Annotated in this window: 19 protein-coding genes; 8 read left to right on the top strand and 11 right to left on the bottom strand. The window is 39.7% G+C overall.

Annotation, left to right across the window (positions count from 1 at the left end; genetic code table 11):
* Window positions 1-4 precede the first annotated feature (4 nt).
* From BN8061_RS07175 to BN8061_RS07160, 4 genes are all read right to left on the bottom strand, one after another.
* Window positions 5-370 (bottom strand): NADH-quinone oxidoreductase subunit A, encoded by a 366-nt coding sequence (locus BN8061_RS07175; RefSeq protein ID WP_068597773.1) that lies wholly within the window; start codon window positions 368-370, stop codon window positions 5-7.
* Window positions 371-587: 217 nt separating this feature from the next.
* Window positions 588-3956, bottom strand: a complete 3369-nt coding sequence (gene mfd, locus BN8061_RS07170) for a transcription-repair coupling factor (RefSeq protein ID WP_068597770.1) — start codon at window positions 3954-3956, stop codon at window positions 588-590.
* A 112-nt stretch (window positions 3957-4068) separates the two neighbouring features.
* Complete coding sequence (locus BN8061_RS07165) at window positions 4069-4503, bottom strand: hypothetical protein (RefSeq protein ID WP_154662280.1); 435 nt, start codon at window positions 4501-4503, stop codon at window positions 4069-4071.
* An 88-nt stretch (window positions 4504-4591) separates the two neighbouring features.
* Complete coding sequence (locus tag BN8061_RS07160) at window positions 4592-5383, bottom strand: DUF2797 domain-containing protein (protein WP_068597766.1); 792 nt, start codon at window positions 5381-5383, stop codon at window positions 4592-4594.
* A 54-nt stretch (window positions 5384-5437) separates the two neighbouring features.
* Here BN8061_RS07160 and BN8061_RS07155 point away from each other — a divergent pair, with 54 nt between their 5' ends.
* The 3 genes from BN8061_RS07155 (at window position 5438) to ruvC (ending at window position 10220) form a co-directional block, all read left to right on the top strand.
* Window positions 5438-6958 (top strand): GH3 auxin-responsive promoter family protein, encoded by a 1521-nt coding sequence (locus tag BN8061_RS07155; RefSeq protein WP_068597764.1) that lies wholly within the window; start codon window positions 5438-5440, stop codon window positions 6956-6958.
* Between the two features lie 161 nt (window positions 6959-7119).
* Entirely contained in the window at window positions 7120-9666 is a 2547-nt protein-coding gene (locus BN8061_RS07150; RefSeq protein ID WP_068598008.1) for a phosphoenolpyruvate carboxylase, read from the top strand.
* The gene (gene ruvC / locus BN8061_RS07145) at window positions 9666-10220 is read left to right on the top strand and encodes a crossover junction endodeoxyribonuclease RuvC (RefSeq protein ID WP_094745884.1); all 555 of its coding nucleotides are present in this window, start codon (window positions 9666-9668) and stop codon (window positions 10218-10220) included. Before BN8061_RS07150 ends, ruvC begins: the two co-directional genes overlap by 1 nt.
* 109 nt (window positions 10221-10329) lie before the next feature.
* On the opposite strand, the gene BN8061_RS07140 is transcribed toward ruvC, so the two are convergent.
* The 4 genes from BN8061_RS07140 to BN8061_RS07125 all read right to left on the bottom strand — a co-directional run bounded on the left by BN8061_RS07140 (window position 10330) and on the right by BN8061_RS07125 (window position 14468).
* Window positions 10330-11247 (bottom strand): YihY/virulence factor BrkB family protein, encoded by a 918-nt coding sequence (locus BN8061_RS07140; RefSeq protein WP_068597761.1) that lies wholly within the window; start codon window positions 11245-11247, stop codon window positions 10330-10332.
* A 67-nt stretch (window positions 11248-11314) separates the two neighbouring features.
* A complete protein-coding gene (locus tag BN8061_RS07135; protein WP_068597760.1) occupies window positions 11315-12934 on the bottom strand; it encodes a 2-oxo acid dehydrogenase subunit E2 in 1620 nt (539 codons plus the stop codon).
* Between the two features lie 3 nt (window positions 12935-12937).
* Entirely contained in the window at window positions 12938-13939 is a 1002-nt protein-coding gene (gene pdhA, locus BN8061_RS07130; protein WP_068597758.1) for a pyruvate dehydrogenase (acetyl-transferring) E1 component subunit alpha, read from the bottom strand.
* Window positions 13940-13991: 52 nt separating this feature from the next.
* Window positions 13992-14468, bottom strand: a complete 477-nt coding sequence (locus BN8061_RS07125; protein ID WP_068597755.1) for a cytidine deaminase — start codon at window positions 14466-14468, stop codon at window positions 13992-13994.
* A 173-nt stretch (window positions 14469-14641) separates the two neighbouring features.
* On the opposite strand from BN8061_RS07125, the gene BN8061_RS07120 reads away from it, so the two are divergent.
* Window positions 14642-16168: a YifB family Mg chelatase-like AAA ATPase gene (locus BN8061_RS07120; RefSeq protein WP_068597754.1), complete on the top strand. Its 1527-nt coding sequence runs from the start codon at window positions 14642-14644 to the stop codon at window positions 16166-16168.
* 21 nt (window positions 16169-16189) lie between these two features.
* Here the strand turns inward: BN8061_RS07120 and BN8061_RS07115 are convergent, their stop codons facing one another.
* Entirely contained in the window at window positions 16190-17206 is a 1017-nt protein-coding gene (locus tag BN8061_RS07115) for a PhoH family protein (protein WP_068597751.1), read from the bottom strand.
* Between the two features lie 68 nt (window positions 17207-17274).
* Between BN8061_RS07115 and BN8061_RS07110 the strand changes: the two genes are divergently transcribed.
* Genes BN8061_RS07110 through gldG form a run of 4 tightly spaced genes read left to right on the top strand, consistent with a single transcriptional unit; the run spans window position 17275 to window position 21076 of the window.
* The gene (locus BN8061_RS07110; protein ID WP_068597749.1) at window positions 17275-18117 is read left to right on the top strand and encodes an SAM hydrolase/SAM-dependent halogenase family protein; all 843 of its coding nucleotides are present in this window, start codon (window positions 17275-17277) and stop codon (window positions 18115-18117) included.
* 5 nt (window positions 18118-18122) lie between these two features.
* On the top strand, window positions 18123-18668 hold the full coding sequence (locus tag BN8061_RS07105) for a CopD family protein (protein ID WP_068597747.1): 546 nt from the start codon (window positions 18123-18125) through the stop codon (window positions 18666-18668).
* Window positions 18669-18674: 6 nt separating this feature from the next.
* Window positions 18675-19409 carry an ABC transporter permease subunit gene (locus BN8061_RS07100; protein ID WP_068597744.1) on the top strand — a complete coding sequence of 245 codons (735 nt, stop codon included), beginning with the start codon at window positions 18675-18677 and terminating at the stop codon, window positions 19407-19409.
* Window positions 19409-21076, top strand: a complete 1668-nt coding sequence (gldG, locus tag BN8061_RS07095; protein ID WP_068597742.1) for a gliding motility-associated ABC transporter substrate-binding protein GldG — start codon at window positions 19409-19411, stop codon at window positions 21074-21076. Before BN8061_RS07100 ends, gldG begins: the two co-directional genes overlap by 1 nt.
* Before the next feature lie 153 nt (window positions 21077-21229).
* Here the strand turns inward: gldG and BN8061_RS07090 are convergent, their stop codons facing one another.
* Together BN8061_RS07090 and BN8061_RS07085 are read right to left on the bottom strand one after the other, a co-directional pair.
* A complete protein-coding gene (locus BN8061_RS07090) occupies window positions 21230-22759 on the bottom strand; it encodes an IS1182 family transposase (protein ID WP_068597740.1) in 1530 nt (509 codons plus the stop codon).
* Window positions 22760-22870: 111 nt separating this feature from the next.
* Window positions 22871-23221, bottom strand: coding sequence for a 4Fe-4S dicluster domain-containing protein (locus BN8061_RS07085; protein WP_068597738.1), 351 nt, complete (start codon window positions 23219-23221; stop codon window positions 22871-22873).
* Window positions 23222-23277 lie beyond the last annotated feature (56 nt).

The raw sequence follows: 23277 nt of genomic DNA, 5'->3' as shown, positions 1-23277 counted from the left end.
CGTTTTACTTTTCCCAACGTAAGGCTCCTTTTTTACGAGCGTATGCATACATGGCAAAAAAGAATCCGACAAAAGTTACGACTGCAGCAAAGCCTTCCCATCCTAATTCTTTGAAATTGGCGGCATAAGGATAGAAGAAAATGACTTCTACGTCGAATAATACGAATAAAATTGCTACTAAAAAATATTTAATCGCGAATGGTTGCCGAGCATTCCCGACCTTCTCTATCCCCGATTCGAAATTTTCTAATTTCTCGTCTGTCTTGCGAGAAGGACCTAAATAATGCGTTGCAACAATCGTAAAAGCAACAAAAAGAAAGGCAACAACAAACAATATTATAATTGGAATATAATCGTAAGAGGTTTCCATAAGTTCTAAAATTTACACACTTCTGTTTTCAATGCGTAAAAATAGACAATTATAATTTTTCTACCTAATGTCTTTTGTTTGGCATGAAATTTTCTAATCCCAATCTTTGGCTCAATTTTCCTTAAACCGCCTTGCTTTATCTCCTTCCAATCTGGCCTCGGTGTTTTTTAACAGTTTGTAAAGATATTAGGAAATAGATAAAAAGCACGCCTTATTATTATTGATTCAACATTTTTTGGAAAGAATTTAAAGCAATCTCAATATTTTCTACCTTGTCCATCTTCAACATCAGGCTTGGTAATTCATCAGAATTTTTAGCTGGTTTTTCTTTAAAATTGATGTTTTGAGGATTCGACTGAACGTAATTTAAAATTGTTCTAAATTTATCTGACTGGAAAAATCCGCCTTGTGGTTTGTTTACAAAATAGCCGGTGAGTTTTCCATTTTTCAGTACAACGCACTCAAAGCCTAATTCTTTTGCCAACCACTTTAATCGGATCGATTGCACCAGACTTTTCACCTCTTTTGGCATCGCTCCAAAACGATCTTCGAGGTTGAGCACAAAGGTCTTCAGTTGCTCTTCATTGTCGATTTCTGCCAATTGTTTGTACAACGCCAGTCGTTCTTCTACATTGTTCACATAATCATCTGGAATCAGAATTTCTAAATCGGTATCGATTTGCACCTCGGAAACAAATTCCAGAATGTCCGACTTGTTTTCCTCTTCGAACAAATCTTTGAAATCTGTTGACTTCAGCTCTTCTATAGCTTCGTTCAGAATCTTTTGATAGGTATCGAATCCGATATCCATCATAAATCCGGTCTGCTCGGCCCCCAAAAGATTTCCAGCGCCACGAATTTCGAGATCCTTCATCGCGATATTAAACCCAGCTCCTAAGTCAGAAAATTGTTCTATTGCTTGCAAACGTTTTCTTGCCTCATTGGTCAGTACCGAAATGGGTGGTGCAATCAGATAACAAAAAGCTTTTCGGTTGCTTCGCCCCACTCTACCTCGCATCTGATGCAGATCGGCCAAACCGAAATTCTGTGCTTCGTTGATGAAAATAGTATTGGCATTGGGCACATCTAAACCCGATTCTATAATGGTAGTCGAAACCAAAATATCGTATCGACCATCGATGAAATCCAGCATGATGGCTTCGAGCTGTTTTCCATCCATTTGTCCGTGTCCGGTTGCTATTCGTGCATCCGGAACAAGGCGTTGCAACATCCCGGCAACTTCTTTCAGATTCTGCACGCGATTATGGATAAAATAAACTTGCCCACCACGCTGCAATTCGTACATCACCGCATCGCGTATCAACTCTTCGTTGTATCCTATGAGTTGTGTGTCGACCGGTTGACGATTGGGTGGCGGAGTTTTGATAACCGACAAATCTCGAGCTGCCATCAACGAAAACTGCAGTGTTCTCGGAATGGGCGTTGCCGTGAGTGTCAAGGTATCGATATTCTCGCGTAAGGTTTTCAATTTATCTTTTACACTTACTCCAAATTTATGCTCCTCGTCTATAATCAACAGACCGAGGTCTTTGTATTTCACTTTCGGATTGACCAATTGGTGCGTACCGATGATAATATCTACTCTTCCCGCTTCGAGATCGGCAAGAATTTCGTTTCTCTTTTTGGTGGTTGTAAAACGATTAAGATATTCAATGCGCACGGGTAATTCTTTGAGGCGTTCGCTAAAGGTTTTGAAATGTTGAAAGGCTAAAATTGTAGTAGGCACCAAAACGACCACTTGTTTGCCGTCGACGGCTGCTTTGAATGCTGCTCGTATCGCCACCTCTGTTTTACCAAATCCTACATCGCCACAAACCAGACGATCCATCGAACGCTCCGATTCCATATCGGCTTTCACCTCTTGTGTCGCCTTGTACTGGTCCGGCGTATCTTCATACAAAAACGAAGCTTCTAATTCGGTTTGAAGATAGGTGTCGGGCGAAAAGGCAAATCCTTTCTGAGCTCGACGCTTAGCGTAGAGTTTAATCAAATCGAATGCAATTTCTTTGACTTTGGATTTGGTTTTGTTTTTCAGGTTCTTCCATGCTGGCGAACCTAATTTGCTTATTTTTGGCTCAACACCGTCTTTTCCTCTGAACTTGGAGATCTTATGCAACGAATGGATGTTGACATACAAAATATCGTTGTTCTGATAGAATAATTTGATGCTTTCTTGTTGCACTCCATTGTTCTCTATCCGTACCAAACCGGCAAATTTTCCTATCCCATAATCGATATGTGTTACAAAATCGCCAATCTGTAGGGTGTTGATTTCCTTCAGCGTGATGGCGTCTTTTTTGGCAAACGAGTTACGGAGTTTATACTTGTGGTATCGTTCGAAAATCTGATGATCGGTATAGCACGTCAGCTTGAGTTCGTCGTCGATATAGCCTTGATACAGCGAACCCAAAATCGGGATGTACTGAACTTCTTTGCCAATGTCTTCAAAAATTTCCTCAAAACGCTTCACTTGAGTTTCACTAGAACAAACTAAGGCATTTCGATATCCATTGGCGCTATGATCGTTGAGGTCTTCTATCAGAAAATCGAATTGTTTATTGAACGAAGGTTGCGGTTTGAAAGGTGTTTCGATCGTTTTATCTACGCTAAAAGTTGGAATTGCACAAGATTCTAGCAAGGTAAAACGCGTTACTTCTTGCTGAAATGTTTCCTCGTCCAAAAATAAAGTTTCGGGAGAACTCAATTTTATTTCACCTCTATGCTGTTCGAAATTAGTCTTAGCAAGCGTAAAATTATGTTCTAATTTATTTTTAATCAGCGAAAGGTTATGAGCAAAAACAATGGTATTTTTCGGGATGAAGTTTAGAAAACTTTCCCGATTTTCTTCGAGTAATTTGTTTTCTAAATTTGGTATAATGACAATCTCTTTCACCGTCTGAATCGAGAGTTGAGTTTCGATATCGAAAGATCGAATCGTCTCGACCTCATCACCAAAAAGAGAAATTCGAAAAGGATGTTCGCCCGAATACGAAAACACATCGATGATCCCTCCACGAATCGAAAATTCTCCAGGTTCGGTAACAAAATCCACTTGCCTGAAATGGTAAGAAAATAGCATTTCTCGTATAAAATCCAAACCTAACTCAGATCCTGTTTTGATTTTTAAAGTGTTGTTGGACAATACCTTTTTGGTAACCACTTTTTCGGTCAAAGCATCGGCATAGGCGACCATGATTTTGGACTTTTTAGAGGTAGAAAGCGTGTTGAGCACTTCGGTTCTGATGACCACATTCGCGTTATTGACTTCCTCTATTTCGTAGGGTCGCCTATACGAACTCGGGTAGAACAATACCTGATCTTTCCCCACCAAACTTTCTAAATCATTCAACCAATAAGCTGCTTCTTCCTTATCATCGGTCAATAACAATACAGGACGATGCAGCTGCAAAAACAATTGGGCTACGGCAAAGGACATAGCAGAACCTAGGTATCCTTTGACATGAATTTTTGCAGTTGATTCTGCCTCGCAAGAAGCCACAATATCCCGTACAAAACCTGAGGTTTCGTAAAGGCGAAGTACATTTTCTAAAGTCTTTTGTTCCAAAACGAGACAAAGATAACTAAGTTTTGAAAAAACGTAAAACCTAGAAACAGTAAAAAAAATCCTATTGAAACCATAGTTTCGATAGGATCAAATTAAATATTTTAGAAAAATTCTAGTCGAGCGAATCTACCACTACCGAAGTAGAATCTACAAGCTCGACAACCACTGGTTTTATTGCGTTTGAGTAGTCCACAATTTTGGGTAATTTATCTATCGACTTCACTTTGAAGACTTCGGTACCTTCTGCCCCTTCATATTCTACGTTGTAGGTTGCGATATAGGTTTTATCGGATCCAGAACCTTCTTCTTGGATATTATCTAGGTTGTAAATATTGACATCACCGAAGTCTGCTTTGGCTTTTTTGAATGCTGTATCGTCAAAATTATGTACATATTTTGCCAAAGAATCGTCGAGTTCCATCGTTCGGTAACGGTAGGCATGCTGCACCGCCGATTCTACTTTGTAGTGGGGCAAAGTCCCAGCATCGGTGCATGATAAAATTGACAATAAGACAAAAATAACGAATGATAATTGTAAAGTCCTCATAGTAAATTGTGTTTTAAAGTGATATCTGAAACCAATCTACAACATTTTTTCTACATTACCAAATACTTCTTCTTAAAATTAACGATTTCTAAACTTCCAACTTTAGATAAAACCCTTCATGGCTACGAACATTCAAAACTCGTCCGTTATGGAAAATCAAATACTGCCCTTTAATGCCAACTAATTTTCCTTCGACGCTTAAATCTTTTTTTAGGTTTACCGATTTTATTTTGGTTGGATATTGCAACACGGGATATTCGAAGGCGTAAATTTGAGGTTCATCAACCAAAAAAACTTGCTGATCTTCTGGCACAAATTGTTTTACCTTTTCGAATTCGGCAATCAAATCAACCTCTTCGAGCATGTTTTTCAACATTTTTTGGTAATTGGTTTTGTCTGCCAAATGTGCTTTGAGTGCAACTTCTATCACACCGGCTTGATAGCGGTTTTCTGTACGCGCCACCACCAACGCAAACGAAGCGCCTTGATCGATCCAACGCGTCGGAATTTGGGTCTTTCGCGTCACGCCAACTTTGAGCCCAGCCGAATTTGCCAAGTACACAATATGAGGCTGCAACTCGAATTTCATTTCCCACTCCAAATCACGTTGTTCGATTCCTAGATGAGCTGTAGACAATTCTGGACGAATGATACTCTCGTTGGCTTGGGGTAAGGTAAAAAAGCAATTCTTGCAATACCCCATGCGAAATATTTCTAGGTCTTGGTTGCAACCTAAACATTGGTAGTGGTCGAAACGCAATCGCACATCTCGACCAATCAATTGATTCATCGCAACAAATTCAGACGAAAAGTCGAGATAATACTGAATAGGATTTGCATCTTCTGTAATCATTTTATGGATTTGTCCTTCGAACATCATAATTGGAGATTCTTTTTATTAAATTTGTGAGTAAATCTACAAAATTAATAGCGAATGGGAATTGTAAATAAAGTGATGGAAATAATGATGCGTAGCCGTATGAAAGTGATTGAAGAAAGTATCAAACATCCTTTTCTTACCCAACAGCAGGTATTATTCAACAACCTAAAAAAAGCTAAACATACCATTTACGGAAAAGAATTTGGTTTCGAAGACATCAAAACCATAGACCAGTTCCAAAGCCAAGTTCCGATGGTGAGCTACGAAGAGTTCGAACCTTATATAGAATTGGCGCGTAGAGGCGAAAAAGATGTAAGCTGGAATGGTAAAATAAAATGGTTTGCCAAATCATCGGGCACGACCAATGCAAAAAGCAAATTTATCCCCATCAGCACAGAATCATTAGAAGATTGCCACTATGCGGCGGGCAAAACCATGTTTGCATTATATTTGAATGCAAATCCAGAAACAGAAATTTTTACCCACAAAAATTTGAGAATTGGCGGAAGTTCTGAATTGTATCAAAAATACGAAACCCGATTTGGGGACCTCTCAGCAATTCTTATCGACAACCTTCCGTTTTACGCCGAACTGAAAAATATTCCAAACAAAGAAATATCGCTGATGTCGGATTGGAATGTAAAAATGGATGCCATAATACGAGCGAGCAAAAACGAAGATGTCGGGTCGCTTACTGGCGTACCATCGTGGATGTTGGTCGTTTTGCAAAAAATGCTGAAAGAAACCAACAACACCTATTTAGACGATCTTTGGCCAAATATAGAAGTCTTTTTTCATGGTGGAATAAGTTTCAAACCCTATGCCGACAATTATGAATTAATTACCAAAAAATCGCTGAACTATTTTGAAGTATACAATGCTTCGGAAGGTTTTTTTGGCATACAAGATCAATTGCACTCTAAAGACTTGTTGCTCTTGCTCAACAACGGAATTTTTTACGAGTTTATTCCCATGGAAGAATTCCACAACGACAATCCTCGAGTCCTCACCATAGACCAGGTAGAAGTTGGAAAAAATTACGCCATGATCATTACGACAAACGGCGGACTTTGGCGATACATCATCGGCGATACGGTTCGTTTCACTTCTACCACTCCGCATCGCATTGTCATTACAGGGCGCACCAAACATTATATAAACGCTTTTGGTGAAGAATTGATGATCGAAAACGCTGAAGAAGGTTTGAAACAAGCCTGTATGAAAACCAATGCCATTATATCAGAATTCAGTGCGGGTCCTATTTTCATGACTGGAAATGAAAAAGGTGCGCATGAATGGATCATCGAATTCGATAAAAATCCAGATGATTTCGATCTGTTTGTCGAGACTTTGGACAAAACCTTGCAAAGCATCAATTCGGATTACGAAGCAAAGCGTTTCAACAATATGACCTTGAATCTGCCAGTAGTGCATCGAGCAGCACGCGGATTGTTTTTGGAATGGATGAAATCTCGTGGAAAACTGGGTGGCCAGAACAAAGTTCCTCGCCTTTCCAATACTCGAGAATTTATCGATCCTTTGCTGTTGTTAAACGCTCAGATGAACATCAAATAAATCATAATCGCATCGAGCGAAATGTAATCAAACACACAATTCGACCTGTTAGATGGCGTTACCAAATAGATAATAATTTTTATCCCAATTATTCGGTTTTTGGTTGTCAATCCCTAGATAAATTAGATAACCTAAGCGAGGAAACAAAAAAAAATCAACCTATGAATAAAACGGCTGCTGTAAACCAAAAATTTCATCAGAGTGTAGAAAATAAATACCAAATCTACAACAGTCTGTTTATGAATCTTCCCTACGAAAATATGTTCAACATTGGCTCGTTGATTCCGTTTTTGTACGAAGAAAGTAAATTAGGCTTTGAAAGTGGAAAATCTCCAGAAGAAATTATCCATCATTTTTTCGAGAAATACACCGACATCCAAAACGAAGCCGAACGACTAGATTTGATGTTTCGGATGATTCAATACATCGAACGACAAGTGGTATTGTTCGACAGTATAGAAGACGCAGCCTTTTCTAAGCTTTTTCCTGCCAACGGCAAAGGAAGTTTGGAAAGTATCTATTTGATTGCTTTGCAACAAGGTAAGCTCGAAAAAGTAAAATCGAAAATTCAAGATTTTATTACCCGAGTTGTTTTCACAGCGCATCCGACACAATTTTACCCGACCGAAGTGCAACAAATCATTCAAGATTTACGCAATGCGATTCGTGAAGATTCGGTGAGCAAGATCGATTTGCTGTTGCAACAATTAGGTCAAACCCCATTTTTCAACGAGCAACGACCAACCCCATACGACGAAGCTTTATCGATTATTTATTACCTGAAAAATGTTTATTACCATGCGATAAGTGATTTGAATCAGAAAATAAAAACAATATTCTTTCCGAACGAAGAATTGCAATCGCCAATAATACAGCTCGGTTTTTGGCCAGGAGGGGACCGAGATGGAAATCCATTCGTTACGTACGAGACCACCAAGAAAGTAGCCCAAACATTGCGAACTGCTCTTCTAAAAAATTATTACGACGATGTAAAGTTTTTGCAACGCAGGCTCACTTTCAAACAAGTAAAAGAGCCATTAAAACAACTTAGAGATCGCATTTATCACGATTTATACCGTGATGAAGGCACTTTGACCTTAGAGGAAATCAAAATGCGTTTGGCACAAGTACGCCAGTTTCTCATCGAATTTCATAATGGAATTTTTCTATCGCTGCTTGATGAATTCATTCAGAAAATTCACATTTTCGGATTGCATTTTGCCTCCTTAGACATCAGACAAGACGCACGTGTACACGAAAATATTGTGTGCGAAATTGTAGAACATTATACCGGAATCAATCTCGAGGATTTGGAAGAATCGGAACGAATAGAGTTGATGATCAACCCAAGTTTTACTGTAAAAGCAGAAGATTTTACCAATCCCCTCATTATCGACACGATAAAAAACATTCGACAACTGAAACAAATACAGACTCTGAATGGTGAATTGGGGACGCATCGATACATCATCTCCAACTCTGAAAACCTTTTCGATGTACTGAATGTGATGGCTCTTTTTCGGTTCTGTGGTTACGCATTAGACGAAATTCATTTCGACATTATGCCGCTTTTCGAAACCATAGCAGGTATGGAAAATGCTGAACAAACGATGGAAAAACTCTTTACACTTCCCGTTTATGTAGCACATCTGAGAAGGCGAAAACAAGGACAAAGCATCATGCTTGGTTTTTCTGACGGGACCAAAGACGGTGGATACATCAAGGCAAATTGGGAAATTTACCGCACGAAAGAAGTCCTTACGCGGATTTCACAAAACCATGGAGTGAAAGTAATCTTCTTCGACGGACGAGGTGGTCCACCAGCAAGAGGCGGAGGAAAAACCCACGAATTTTACGCAACACAAGGCAAAACAATCGAAAACCACCAAATACAAATCACCATACAAGGGCAAACTATCACCTCGAATTATGGTACTCTCGAACAATCGCAATACAACTTCGAGCAACTCTTTACGGCAGGTATCATTGCCTCGGTTTTTGACGAAGATTTGTTGGAAATCGACCACGATCAGCGATTGCTTATCGAGGAGTTGGCAAACATCAGTTATCAACATTATAGCGAGCTCAAAGCTCATCCGAGTTTTCTACCCTATTTAGAAAACATGAGTACGCTCAAATACTATGGCAACACCAATATCGGCAGCCGACCGAGCAAAAGAGGTAACGACGAAAGAATGAAATTTGAAGATTTGAGGGCCATCCCTTTTGTTGGATCTTGGAGTTTGTTGAAACAAAACATCCCAGGCTATTACGGTGTTGGCTACGCACTGCAAACTATGAAGCAACAAGGACGATTGGATGAGGTGAAAAAACTTTTCAGAGAGGTAGGTTTCTTCAGAACTTTGATTTTGAATAGCATGATGTCGATGCAGAAAACATATTTTCCGTTAACGGCTTATATGAAAGACGACCCAGAATATGGCGAATTTTGGAAAATGCTCTACGATGAATACGAATTATCGAAAGATCTGAGTTTAGAAGTTTCGGGATTGCAAAGTCTGATGGAAGACGAACCCATCAACCGAGCTTCTGTCTTGATGCGAGAAAAAATAGTTTTACCTTTGCTTACCATTCAGCAATATGCGTTGGACAAGATTCATCGAAATGCAGATTTGAAAAGTGCATACGAAAAAATGGTAACGCGAGCGTTGTTCGGAAACATCAACGCAGGTAGAAATTCGGCATAATCGAGATGGAAAAAATTATTTTGGGAATAGACCCTGGGACAACCGTTATGGGATTTGGTTTGATCGAAGTAAAAAGCAACAAGGTGAAATTGATTACTTTGGACGAATTACTGTTGCACAAACTGCCCAACCATGAAATGAAATTGAAACGGATTTTCGACAAGACGCTTTCCATAATCGACGAATATCATCCAGATGAGTTGGCGATTGAAGCTCCGTTTTTCGGGAAAAACGTACAATCGATGTTGAAGTTGGGTCGAGCACAGGGGGTTGCTATGGCTGCGGGTTTGTATCGCGAGGTTCCCATTACAGAATATTCTCCTAAAAAAATAAAGATGGCGATTACTGGTAACGGAAATGCGTCGAAAGAAATGGTCGCGGGAATGCTGAAAAATTTGCTCGGTCTGAAAGAAATTCCGAAAAGATTGGATGCTACCGACGGGCTTGCCGCTGCGGTTTGTCATTATTTGAACATGAACGCTTTGGGAAGCAAACAAAAAAGCTATTCGGGTTGGGATGCATTTCTCAAAGACAATCCGAATCGGGTAGGATGACGATCTCGATTCGCGTGAGGGATCGAAGGTTTGTTTGAGCTCTTGTGCTGGAGCCCAGCGAAAGCACAAAGCGAGACCGGAGAGCCCGACCGAAGGGCACGCCCAAAATCTACTCCACCTCGTTATCTTCGTGTGTTACTTTACGCCTTTTTGCCAATTTGGTCGGACGTATCTCGAAATGATAATATTCTGCATACACCTTGGTGAATTTCGCTCCGAAATACATGATGGTTGCATTGTAATAGATATAAAGAATGAGGATTACCACCGAACCCGCAGAGCCAAAAATGGTATTGTACTTGGAAATTGACAGGTAATAATGGATGAAATATTTAGCAAAAAAGAAAAATGCCCCTGTAACAAATGCGCCCACCCAAATTGGTTTCGCTTTTACTTTTATATCGGGTAAAAATTTGAATAGCAGAAAGAAGACGATGACCGACAATAAATAAGAAAAAATGTTGTTGATCACCAAAAAGGTGGAGGCAGAAATGGTTTTGTCTAACTCTAATAGTGCAAAGAGATCTTCGCCAAAACGCATCATCACACTACTGACAAGGACAGATGAAAACAGCAAAATGCCCATTGCCATAATGAATAAAAAAGAGACACCTCGATTGGCTAAAAACTTGAGAAAGGCTTTTTTGGGCACTGCCTCTACATGCCAAATGAGGTTGAGGCTGTCTTGCATATCGGTGAGCATGGTGGTTGCACCAAAAACCAACACCCCGACACCGAGGTAGAGAATAAAATTACTATCACCCGAGATGGTAGAATTTGCCACGAAATTCTGTATTTGCAAGGCAAGATCTGAACCGACCCATTCTTTGATTTCGTAATACAATCGGTTCTCAATTGCTTCTTTTTTGTAAAACAAACTCGCCAACGATATGATAATCAGAATTATAGGTGAAAGAGAAAACAAGGCGTAATAGGTAAGTGATGCACTCATTTTCATCACTCGATCGTCAGAAAATTCTGTAATGGTTTGTTTAAATATTTGAAAAATCGCTTTGAGCATTTGCATGTAACTAAATTAATGAAAAAAGGCTATTCTTTTTCGAATAGCCTAAAATTTTATCTTTCGGATGGTATTATACCAACATCGTTACCGGATTTTCGATATACGATTTTAAAGTCTGTAAAAACTGTGCTCCAGTCGCACCATCAACTGTTCGATGGTCACAAGCCAACGAAAGCTTCATGGTGTTGCCAACGACAATCTGCCCGTTCTTCACCACTGGTTTTTCGATGATTGCTCCTACCGATAAGATGCACGAGTTGGGTTGATTGATAATCGATGTAAACGATTCGATACCAAACATTCCAAGATTCGATACAGAAAAAGTTGATTTTTCCATTTCGTCCGCTTTCAGTTTGCGATCTCTTGCGCGTACGGCATAATCTTTTACCTCTGCAGATATTTGAGAAAGCGATTTCTGATCGGTATTTTTTACCACCGGCACCAATAATCCGTCTTCTACTGCTACCGCTACACCAATATTGATGTCACCATGCTGAATGATTTCGGTGTCGGTCCAAGTAGCATTCACCGCTGGGTGTTTGCGCAAAGCCATTGCAACTGCTTTTACCACCATATCGTTGAACGATACTTTGGTATCTGGCAGAGCATTCATGTATTGGCGAGCCGCTATGGCATTGTCCATATCCAACTCGATATTCAAATAATAATGAGGTGCGGTAAATTTGGATTCGGCCAGACGTTTTGCAATCACTTTTCGCATTTGCGAATTCGGAATTTTCTGGTCTTCACCAGAAGTATATACCGTTGTTGCTTTGGCAGAAGACGCAGTAGATTCTGCAGTTACAGTTGTAGATTTGAATGCTTCTACATCTTTACGAACGATGCGTCCGTTGTCACCAGAACCTTTTACTTGCGCCAAATCGATTCCTTTTTCTTTGGCAATAGATTTTGCCAAAGGGGAAGCAAAAATACGATCGGTTGAAGTGTTTTCTGCAGTCGCTACTTCGGTGTGCTTGGTCTCTTGGGTTTTATCTTTTGGAGCCGCTTCTTCTTTTACCTTAACGGCATCGTTTTTCGATTGACCACCTCCGTTGATTAGAGTAGAAACATCGGTGCCTGCTTCTCCAATGACAGTTAAAATGGTATCTACTGGTGCAGATTCGTTTTCTTTTGCTCCTTGGTACAATAAGGTTCCGTCGAATTCTGATTCGAATTCCTGAACTGCTTTATCGGTTTCGATTTCAGCCAAAATATCTCCTTCAGCAACTGAATCGCCTACGTTTTTGTGCCATTTCACGACTGTTCCTTCTTCCATCGTATCGCTCAGACGCGGCATGGTGATCACGTTTACATTGTCTGGAATTGCTGCTGTGGTATTCGATTCAGACGTTGCTTCTTCTGTCACAAGGTCTTGATCTTCTTTTACTTCTGTAGGAACAGATGCTTCCGTTTTTGCTGTATTTCCACTGGTAAGCCCCGAAATATCTTCTCCTTCTTCTCCTATAATAGCCAGAATCGCATCTACGGGCGACGGTTCGTTTTCTTTAACACCTTGATATAATAAAACGCCATCAAATTCTGATTCGAATTCTTGGATTGCTTTATCTGTTTCAATCTCTGCTAAAATATCTCCTTCAGAAACCTTATCTCCTACATTTTTATGCCATTTTACAACAGTTCCTTCTTCCATTGTATCGCTTAAGCGTGGCATGGTAATAATTTCAGCCATAATCTAGTTGTTTTCGTATTTATCTAAATAAGGATATTCTTGATCGGTGTAAGTGTATTTATACATCACATCATCTTCTGGATAAGGAGAATTTTCGGCAAATTCTGCACATGCTTCAACTTCTTTTTTTACCTCAGATATGATGGCATCCAACTCTTCTCGAGAAGCCCAGTTGTTATCTAAAATTTGTTTTTCTACGTGAAGTATAGGATCTTCTTGTTTGTACTCTTCGACCTCTTCTTTGGTACGATAAGGTTCTGCATCTGACATCGAATGACCTCTATATCGGTAAGTGCGAATGTCTAAAAAAGTAGGACCGTCGCCTCTGCGCGCACGTTCGATAGCTTCGTATGCGGCTTCTGCTACTTTTACCGGATCCATTCCGTCTACTGCAAACGAAGGCATTTCGTAGCCTAATCCTAATTTCCAAATTTCTTCATGGTTGGCGGTACGTTTTACCGATGTTCCCATCGCATATTGATTGTTTTCGCATACAAATACTACAGGCAATTTCCAGTTCATTGCCATGTTAAAAGTTTCGTGCAATGTTCCCTGACGTGTAGCTCCATCCCCCATCAGACAGATGGTAACATGGTCTTTGCCATTGTATTTATCTCCGAAAGCCATCCCTGCGCCAAGCGGAATTTGACCTCCTACAATACCATGACCACCGAAGAAATTGTGTTCTTTACTGAAGATGTGCATTGATCCACCCAAACCCTGCGAAGTTCCTGTAGCCTTACCACAAAGCTCTGCCATGATTTGTTTCGGATCTACACCCATTGCCATTGGCCAAATGTGACAACGATATGCCGTGATGACTTTATCACCCTCTTTCATGGCATGCAAGAAACCAGCAGGTAAAGCTTCTTGTCCGTTATATAAATGTAAAAATCCTCTGATTTTCTGTTTCAAGTACAATGAGCGACATTTATCTTCGAAGCGACGCCAAAAATTCATGTCTTTGTACCATTCTAGGTATTTTTCTTTCGTTAATTTTTCCATATTACACTTTTCACTCAACAAAAATAAGTCTTTGCTTGTTATAAGCCAAAATTTAGAGCTCTAAAAAATCATCATCAAAATGCAAGGGCAACAAATCTTTTGCCGATGCTAAAACATGGATTACACCAGTTTTTCCGGCTAAAATAATTTCGATGGGTTGTTTTTGTTTTTTTTCGTATTCCAAAATGGCTTGCCTACACATCCCACAAGGCGGCAATGGTTGGTCTAAATCTTCGGTAGAAACTGCTAATCGTTTGATAACGGCATTTGGAAATTGAGACGAAACATAGACCAACAAACCTCTCTCGGCACAGGTCCCGACAGGATAGGATGCATTCTCTTGATTGGTGCTGGCAAATATCTTCCCGTTTTCTAATTCCAAAGCTGCACCAACATGAAAATTGGAATACGGTACATAAGCTTGTTTCGAGATGGCCAAAGCTTTTTTCAAAACCTCAGCTTGCTCGGCAGTCAACTCATCAACATCTTGATATTCAAGATATTCAAATGAAAATTTTATTTTTTTCATCGACAGAAAATGCTGTTTTTACAATTGATTTTCATTAAATTTCACCTTTTTCATCAGAAGAATAAGGATGTAAATTTAATAAAATTGAGCTGAAATTGACTTTCTTCAAAAAAAATTTATTAATTTAATAAAGTCAAATTCACACATTATTCAATCCTTAAACACGATTCGGTATGTTGGTAAAAGTTTTCGGAAGTGCAATTTATGGTGTTCAATCTAAATTGATAACGGTAGAAGTTAACATCGATACGGGTGTGGGGTATCATTTGGTAGGCTTGCCCGATAACGCTATCAAAGAAAGCAACTTCAGAATCAATGCTGCATTGCGCAATGTAGGCTATAAAATTCCGGGCAAGAAAATTACCATCAACATGGCGCCTGCCGATTTGCAAAAAGAAGGTTCGGCTTATGATCTTACCATTGCAACCGGAATTCTAGCGGCTTCTGAACAAATCGAATGCGACAATATTGGGCGATATATCATCATGGGTGAATTATCGTTAGACGGTTCGCTACGCCCAATAAAAGGTGCTTTACCAATCGCAATACAAGCTGCACAAGACGGCTTCGAAGGTTTTATTTTACCCAAAGAAAATGCAAACGAAGCCGCAGTAGTGAAGGATTTGAAGGTTTTTGGAATCGAAAACATACAAGAACTCATCGATTTTTTTGATGGTAAAAACGATTTGAATCCGCATCGGGTCGATTTAGAAAAAGATTTTAACGATCTCGTCCAACAGTATCCCTATGATTTTGCCGAGGTCAAAGGACAAGAAAATGTAAAACGCGCTATGGAAGTTGCTGCGGCTGGCGGTCACAACATCATTTTGATTGGTCCGCCCGGAAGTGGAAAAACCATGCTCGCCAAACGCATTGCGTCTATATTGCCACCGATGAGCCTTGAAGAATCGCTCGAGACAACAAAAATTCACAGTGTTGCTGGGAAATTGAATAAAAATTCATTGGTTACCTTCCGCCCATTTTCCAATCCGCACCACACGGTCTCCGACGTTGCTTTGGTGGGTGGCGGATCTTACCCTCAGCCAGGTGAAATTTCTTTGGCTCACAATGGAGTTCTATTTTTGGACGAATTACCCGAGTTCAAACGCACTGTTTTAGAGGTCATGCGTCAACCGCTAGAAGATCGAGAAGTTACCATTTCTCGCGCACGTTTTACGGTTACTTATCCTGCCAGTTTTATGTTGGTTGCATCGATGAATCCTAGTCCGAGTGGTTATTTTCCAGATGATCCCAAAAACACTTCGACGCTCGCCGAGATGCAACGGTACATGAACAAAATTTCTGGTCCGTTGATGGATCGAATCGATTTGCATATCGAGGTGAATCCGGTGCCTTTTGACGACTTGTCGGATGAGCGGAAAGGAGAGAAAAGCGAAGCCATACGAGCCCGAGTAATCTGCGCAAGGGCTATTCAATTGGAGCGGTACAAAGGATCGAACATTCATTATAACGCACAAATGGGTTCTAAAGAATTGGATCGGTATTGCAAGTTGGACGAGGCTTCGAAACAGCTCATCAAAATAGCAATGGAAAGGCTCAACTTGTCTGCAAGAGCCTATGATCGAATATTACGAGTAGCCCGAACAATTGCAGATTTGGATCGTTCGGAATCGCTCAACTCGAGTCATATTGCCGAGGCGATTCAATACCGCAGTTTGGATAGAGATCAATGGAAATGAAAAAAGTGGCTGATGCCACTTTTAATCATGATTTGAATTTGTTTGTTTGATTTTCAATCGATTTTCTTCTCTTTTTTGCTCAAATTCTCGCTCTTTGTCTTCACTCACTTTATACGCTTTCAGGATATCGCGCACCAATTGATGACGCACCACATCTTTCTCATCCAAATAAACAAAGCCGATATCTTTCAAACCATCTAAAATCGTCATCGCTTGACGAAGCCCCGATTTTTGTTTCGGTGGCAAATCGACCTGTTCTGGATCGCCTGTGATGATGAATTTTGAGTTTTTTCCCATACGCGTCAAAAACATTTTCATTTGCGCACTGGTAGTGTTTTGTGCCTCGTCGAGAATAACAAAAGCTTCGTCTAATGTTCTACCACGCATAAATGCCAAGGGAGCTACTTCGATTACACTTCTTTCGAGATAAGAGCTGAGTTTCTCGTAATGGATCATATCTTTCAAGGCGTCATAGAGTGGTTGCAGATACGGATCGAGTTTTTCTTTGAGATCGCCAGGCAAAAAACCTAAACTCTCGCCCGCCTCAACAGCTGGCCGAGTAAGAATGATACGTTTTACCTCTTTGTTTTTGAGCGCCTGTACTGCCAATGCAACCCCAGTATAGGTCTTACCAGTACCAGCAGGTCCGATAGCAAAAACCATATCGTTTTTGTGCACTTTTTGCACCAACTCTTTTTGCCCTGGCGTATGCGGTTTTATCATTTTACCGTTTACACCATGCACAATCACATCTTTCAGATTGGTCAAATCTTTCTCTTCTTTGGAATCGGAAGTCAAAATGATTTCGAGATCCCGATTCGTCAATCGATTATAATGCTGAATGTGTTGGATGATTTGTTGTACTTTTTTCTCAAAAACCTTTAGTAAATCTTCGTTTCCGAGGGCGTTGAGTGTTTTATCTCTTGCAACAATTTTCAACTTCGGAAAGTATTCTTTGATTCTTCTAAGATGTTCATTGTTTGCACCATAAAAGTCTTGTGCATTGATCTCGTTGAGTTCTATAATTATTTCTGTCAAAAGTGCTGATTTATTTAGTTGTACTAACACAAAAATAAGCAATATATTTGTTCTCTATTATAAATAAAATGTCAATAATTACATTAACAACTGATTTTGGATACAAGGATTATTTTGTAGCTGCCTTAAAAGGTCAGATTCTTAGTGAGCTCCCCAATGCGAGCATTATTGATATCACACACCAGGTAAGTCATTACGACATCGCCGAAACTGCGTTTATTGTACAGAAATCTTATCCCCACTTTCCGAAAGGAAGCATCCATATCATTGGTGTGAATGCGGTGTTACATCCCAACCAAAAACCAATGTGTTTTTTATTCGATGAGCATTATTTTATTGTGGCAGACAATGGTTTCATTTCGCTGCTATGCGAAGAAAAGTTACCAGACGCAATTTACGAAATTTCGATCAATTCCGAGAAATCGAATAGCATGAATGCTGTAGCAGATATTTTTGTTCCGGTTGCATGTCATTTGGCACGCGGCGGCGTGATATCGCTCATTGGCAACAAACGGAGCACTTATCATCAGTTGACGGGATTGAAACCCATTTATATCGAAGACCGTGTTCTGAGAGGAAACATTGTGTACATCGATCATTTCGGAAATGCGGTAACCAACATCTCTCGCCAATATTTCCAAAGCGTGAACAAAGGACGAGCCTACAAGATTTTTTTACGTCAGCACGATTATTCATCCATACAAGTCACCACGATACACAATCATTACAACGATATGGTAATCGACTACAACAAAGAATCTATTGCCAACGGTAAAACAATGGCGATATTCAACAGCTCTGGCTTTTTAGAAGTTACTTTGTACAAAAGTAATCCATCGCAGAATGGGAGCGCACAACGTCTGATGGGATTGAAAAAAGGAGATGTCATCTCTATTGAATTTACAGTATAACGTTTATGGAACCTTACAATTATTACATATACAAATCATTACACGTCATTTTTGTCGTGAGTTACTTTGCTGGGCTTTTCTATATCGTGCGTCTGATGATTTACCATACCGATGCCCAAAAATTACCTTCGCCAGAAAAAGAAATATTGACCAAACAATATACCTTCATGGAGAAGCGTTTATGGAATATCATCACTGTTCCAGCGTTTGTGATCATGGTCGTTATGGGGATCAATATGCTGTACAAATCTCCTGGTCTATTGAATGCAGGTTGGATGCAATTCAAACTCGGTTTTATACTGCTTTTGTTCGCTTATCATTATTGGTGTTGGAAAACACTGAGAGAGTTTCAGCAAAACATCTTCAAATACACTTCTGTAAGGTTGCGGATGATGAACGAAGTAGCGACCATAATCTTATTCGCCGTTGTGTTTGCCGTGATACAAAAAAGCGGATTCGAAAGGCATTGGCCTTGGGCAATCATTAGTTTTTTTGGGGTTGGAATCATTTTGATGATGATCGTGAAACTTGTAAATCGAAACAAAAAATAATTGGTTATGCTCACCATTCTCAAAAAAGAATTGCAAACTTACTTTTTAGGTTACACGGCTTATATCGCCGCGCTTATCTTCAATGTGGTTTGCGTACTTTTTCTCTGGTTTTTCGATCAAGACTACAACATCTTCAATTCTGGGTTGGCAAGTCTCAACAGCTTCTTTTTCATAGCGCCCTGGGTTCTGATGTTCTTAATCCCAGCCCTTACCATGCGCCAAATTGCTGAAGAGCAAGCCAATGGTACTTTGCTATGGTTATTCACACAACCGATCAACATTCGTCAAATCATACTCGAAAAATATGCCAGCGTCATCATCTTGGTGCTATTCATCCTACTTTTCACCCTTCCCTACCTCAACAGCTTAGAAAAGCTGGTTTTACCTGAACAGAATATCGATTACGGCATCATTTGGTGCGGCTATTTGGGTTTGATTTTATTGGGAAGTTTATTTGCAGCAGTTGGAATTTTCGCATCAAGTCTTACCAAAAATCAAGTCATGGCGTACATATTGGCAATGTTCTTCAACTTTATTTTATTTTTTGGTTTTCAGAGTTTAGCCTCTTATAATTTGATGGGAAGCAATGATTACATCATTCAGAAAACAGGCGCATTTTCCCATTACAATCAATTCTTGAAAGGAATTTTAGACACCAGATCGCTCATCTATTTTGTGGTTGTTTGTAGTCTTTTCTTGATCGGAAGTATGATGATGGTTGAACGAAAAAAAATAGCATAATGAAAAAGTCTGTCCATTATACCATAATTCTCCTCGCGTTGATTGGCGTGTTGATTCTTTCTTTTTTCCTATACCAACGATTCGATTTTACCCAAGACAAACGCTACACCCTGAGCGAAACTTCTGAACGGCTGATGCAAAACCTCGATCAACCTTTGCATATCGACATTTTGCTCGGTGGTGAACTCACTGGAGATTACCGAAACCTGAAAAATGAAATTCAATTTCTGTTGGATGAATTACAAGAGCGAAATCAAAACCTGAGCTATAATTTTATCGATCCGAGCGAATTTTCGGATGCAGAAAAAGAAGAGGCAATGCTGAGCCCAGCTCCGATAAAAACAGACAAAGGCGTACTCAATATCTACCCATACGCCAAGTTAAATTACGCTGGTAAAACGCGTTGGATGGAGGTTTTGGTAAACGACCCATCGGTAAAGTTTGAAGATTTGCCAATGGCGTCAACCGAAAAATTAGAATATTTATTTGCCGATAAAATCGGACAGATAACAACCAAAAACCGAAAAAAAGTAGGACTCATCGTTCATCATGACGAATTACCCGAAAATCAGATCGATGGATTCGGGCGAGCATTGGCCGACAAATACGATGTGGGCGTTTATTTGAATCCGATCATCAACCAAAAAATGTCGTTAGAACCTGTCGATTTAGACAGTTTGAAGAAGTTCGATGCCTTGGTTGTTGCCAAACCTACATTGCCTTTTAGCGAAATGGATAAACTGGTTTTGGATCAATACATCATGCAAGGCGGTCGAATGCTTTGGGCCGTAGAAACAGTTGATGCAGAGATGGATTCTATCTTTCGAAGCGATAAGATTTTGGCGTTTCCTCGAGATTTGAAGTTGAATGATTTCTTTTTCTCTTACGGTATACGACTTCATCCCATGATCATAAAAGATCTAAATGGCGCGCCCATTGTATTGGCTGATGGCGAAACGGCAGGCAATATCAGCTATAATTATTATCCTTGGCCTTATTTCGAGTTGGGCACAAGAGCAGAAGAAAATATCATTACGCAATCGATCGATCCAGTGTTATTTCAGTTTGCAAATCCTATCGAATTATTAGACAATAAAAATATAAAACAAACGGTTTTGCTTGCCAGTTCTAGCCAAACATCGCTGAAACCAGCGCTTAACTTCATACAATTGAACGAAGTAAACATCGAAGATCCTGCCGCATACAACATGGGTAGAATACCGATGGCGGTTTTGTTAGAGGGCAATTTTCAGTCGGCTTATGCCATGCGCTACGAACGAAACGAATTTCCTAATTTCAAAGGACAAACCACTGCAGGTAAAATGGTTGTCATCTCTGATGGAGATGTTTTGAGAAATCAGCTATGGCGTGGAGAACCCATGCGTTTGGGTGAAGATAAATTCTCTATGCGACCAGACAATGCGACTATGCAACCCCGAACATATGCCAACCAAACTTTCTTGATGAATACGATGGATTATTTACTGGGGAATGAAGAATTTTTGAGTCTTCGAAATCGAAAGTTAGAAATCCCAAAATTGAGCGAATCGGCAATCGCTATTGAGAAATCTACCATACAGTGGCAAAATCTATTGATCCCTATCGTTGCCATTGTGTTCTTGGGATTTGGCGCTCATTTCTATCGCAGCAAACGCTTTGCGAAGTAAATGCCTTACGAGCGTCATAAAGAAAACGAACATTCACTTCATAAAGAAGCCGTCTCGTTTATAAAATCGGGACGGTTTTTTTATGATTAAAAAATTGAGGTCAAAAACTAACTCAATTTAATAATTTAGAAAAAGATGAGTTATTATTCTTGTTTACGCACTCATCTTTTTCAGATTATGAGCTAAAGCATGCAATCCGAACTCTAATTCCACTTTTTCAATTCCTTTTAGGGTAAATCTTTTGAAGTTTCGGTTGTGTTTGAGTTGGGCAAATGTAGGTTCGACATCAGCAGTTCTTTGTTTTCTTCTTATTTCTCCGATATCGGATGTGAGAAGTTCTCTTGCTTTTTGTTTGTGGTATTCTAATTTATGGTTCCTTTCTACTGTCCTGTTGTTTTTCCCCTTGAAGCACTGGCTTCTGAGCGGACATCCATTGCAGTTTTTAGCGCTATAACAACTATAGGTTTGCTTATATCCTGACTTTGTTTGGACTTTTCGCTCACCGCGCTTTTCCATACGTTGTCCCATCGGGCATACATAAAAATCTTGCGCTTCATTATAATAGAGTGAGTCTCGTTCAAAGGGTTTGGGATTTTTTCTTTTCTTTGATTTGCCTTGTTCTTGGTCAAAGGTGTTGAACTTTACAAAGGCTTTGATTGCTTTGTCCTCCAAAAGTTCGTAATTTTCTTCACTTCCGTATCCTGCATCTGCGGTGAGTTCTTCGGGAAGCTCATTGTAGAGTTTTTTATGGTTTTCTAAATGAGGTTTTAAAGTATGAATGTCGTTGGTGTCTTGATGTAAGGTATAGTTGACGATGATTTGGTTTTCGGTGCTGATTTGTGCATTGTAGCCGGGTTTTAATTGTCCGTTCTGCATGTGGTCGTCCTTCATGCGCATAAAGGTCGCATCGGGATCGGTTTTGCTGTAGGAGTTGCGTTCTTGTAGTAACTTTTCTTGTTCTTGGTATTTCTTTAAGTTTGGCGCAAAATTCTTTTGGATGTAACGGGATTTGGCTTTTTTCTTTGGATCGTCAGACTTTTCTTTTAGGATTCGGTTGATTTTATCTGCGGCTTGTTGGACTTTTTCAGGATCAAGTTTTTTGAACTCCGGTGGCTCGGGATCTTGGTCTTCTTCATCAGCAACGCACTGCGCGTATTGCCACATATCCTCTAATTGTTTGATCATTTTCTCCCGATTGGTCTTGATGGAATTTCCCCAGACAAAGGTGTATCTTCCAGCTACCGATTCTATTTTGGTGCCGTCTGTATAAACTCGTTTGAGACTCACTAATTTTGCTTCTGCCAAAAGCAATACCACTTGTTTGAAGATGTCTTTGAATACGGCTTTTAACTTATTGCTTCGAAATCGGGCTATCGTATTATGGTCGATGCTTTCTCTACCAGAAAGCCACATAAAGTTTATGTTCTCATTGAGGGCTTTTTCGATCTTTCTACTGGAATAAATATTGTCCATATAAGCGTAAACCATCACTTTGAGCATCATTTTAGGATGATAACTAGGATGACCTTCCCGACTGTAAGTTTCTAAAAGAGGTTTTAAGTCTATCTTCTCAACTACGTTGTTTACGATTCTTACTGGATGATTAGTCGGAATTAATTCTTCTATCGAAGGTGGAAATAACCAGTTTTGTGATTGGTTATATTCTTTAATTCTATAGTTCATTTCGCTGAAAATTAAGTAGTTAAATATAGTGAATTCTATATTAATCACCTAATAATCAATCCATTATTTATATAAAAAAACCGCCTCAGTTGTGAGACGGCTTCTTTTATTTTATTCTGCGTGCATAAATGCTTTTTTCTGTAAAAGTCTTTCATCAGATTCTACATGATCTTCATCTGGCACACAACAATCTACCGGACAAACCGCTGCGCATTGAGGCTCTTCGTGGAAACCTTTACACTCGGTACATTTATCTGGAACAATATAATACACCTCGTCACTTATCGGATCTTGCACAGCATCTGCGTCAAACGTTATTCCATCTACATTTACAATTGTACCACTAAGCGCTGTACCGTCTGCATATTTCCAATCTACTGCCGCCTCATAAATTGCGTTGTTCGGGCACTCTGGTTCGCAAGCTCCGCAATTGATACACTCGTCTGTTATAATAATAGCCATAGCTTATAGATTTAATTCTTAAATTTGCATCACAAAATTACTCATAATTTTTATTA

Origin of the sequence: Vaginella massiliensis, from assembly GCF_900089075.1 — a bacterium.
Classification (GTDB): Bacteria; Bacteroidota; Bacteroidia; order Flavobacteriales; family Weeksellaceae; genus Weeksella; species Weeksella massiliensis_A.
This window is presented reverse-complemented; position numbering and strand designations above follow the sequence as displayed.

Excerpts from the sequence above, each read along its gene's own strand:
- BN8061_RS07175 (WP_068597773.1), bottom strand. The coding sequence starts at position 370 with ATGGAAACCTCTTACGATTATATTCCAATTATAATATTGTTTGTTGTT.
- BN8061_RS07165 (WP_154662280.1), bottom strand. The coding sequence starts at position 4,503 with ATGAGGACTTTACAATTATCATTCGTTATTTTTGTCTTATTGTCAATT.
- BN8061_RS07160 (WP_068597766.1), bottom strand. The coding sequence starts at position 5,383 with ATGATGTTCGAAGGACAAATCCATAAAATGATTACAGAAGATGCAAAT.
- BN8061_RS07155 (WP_068597764.1), top strand. The coding sequence starts at position 5,438 with ATGGGAATTGTAAATAAAGTGATGGAAATAATGATGCGTAGCCGTATG.
- BN8061_RS07150 (WP_068598008.1), top strand. The coding sequence starts at position 7,120 with ATGAATAAAACGGCTGCTGTAAACCAAAAATTTCATCAGAGTGTAGAA.
- BN8061_RS07140 (WP_068597761.1), bottom strand. The coding sequence starts at position 11,247 with ATGCAAATGCTCAAAGCGATTTTTCAAATATTTAAACAAACCATTACA.
- BN8061_RS07135 (WP_068597760.1), bottom strand. The coding sequence starts at position 12,934 with ATGGCTGAAATTATTACCATGCCACGCTTAAGCGATACAATGGAAGAA.
- pdhA (WP_068597758.1), bottom strand. The coding sequence starts at position 13,939 with ATGGAAAAATTAACGAAAGAAAAATACCTAGAATGGTACAAAGACATG.
- BN8061_RS07125 (WP_068597755.1), bottom strand. The coding sequence starts at position 14,468 with ATGAAAAAAATAAAATTTTCATTTGAATATCTTGAATATCAAGATGTT.
- BN8061_RS07120 (WP_068597754.1), top strand. The coding sequence starts at position 14,642 with ATGTTGGTAAAAGTTTTCGGAAGTGCAATTTATGGTGTTCAATCTAAA.
- BN8061_RS07110 (WP_068597749.1), top strand. The coding sequence starts at position 17,275 with ATGTCAATAATTACATTAACAACTGATTTTGGATACAAGGATTATTTT.
- BN8061_RS07105 (WP_068597747.1), top strand. The coding sequence starts at position 18,123 with ATGGAACCTTACAATTATTACATATACAAATCATTACACGTCATTTTT.
- BN8061_RS07100 (WP_068597744.1), top strand. The coding sequence starts at position 18,675 with ATGCTCACCATTCTCAAAAAAGAATTGCAAACTTACTTTTTAGGTTAC.
- gldG (WP_068597742.1), top strand. The coding sequence starts at position 19,409 with ATGAAAAAGTCTGTCCATTATACCATAATTCTCCTCGCGTTGATTGGC.
- BN8061_RS07090 (WP_068597740.1), bottom strand. The coding sequence starts at position 22,759 with ATGAACTATAGAATTAAAGAATATAACCAATCACAAAACTGGTTATTT.
- BN8061_RS07085 (WP_068597738.1), bottom strand. The coding sequence starts at position 23,221 with ATGGCTATTATTATAACAGACGAGTGTATCAATTGCGGAGCTTGCGAA.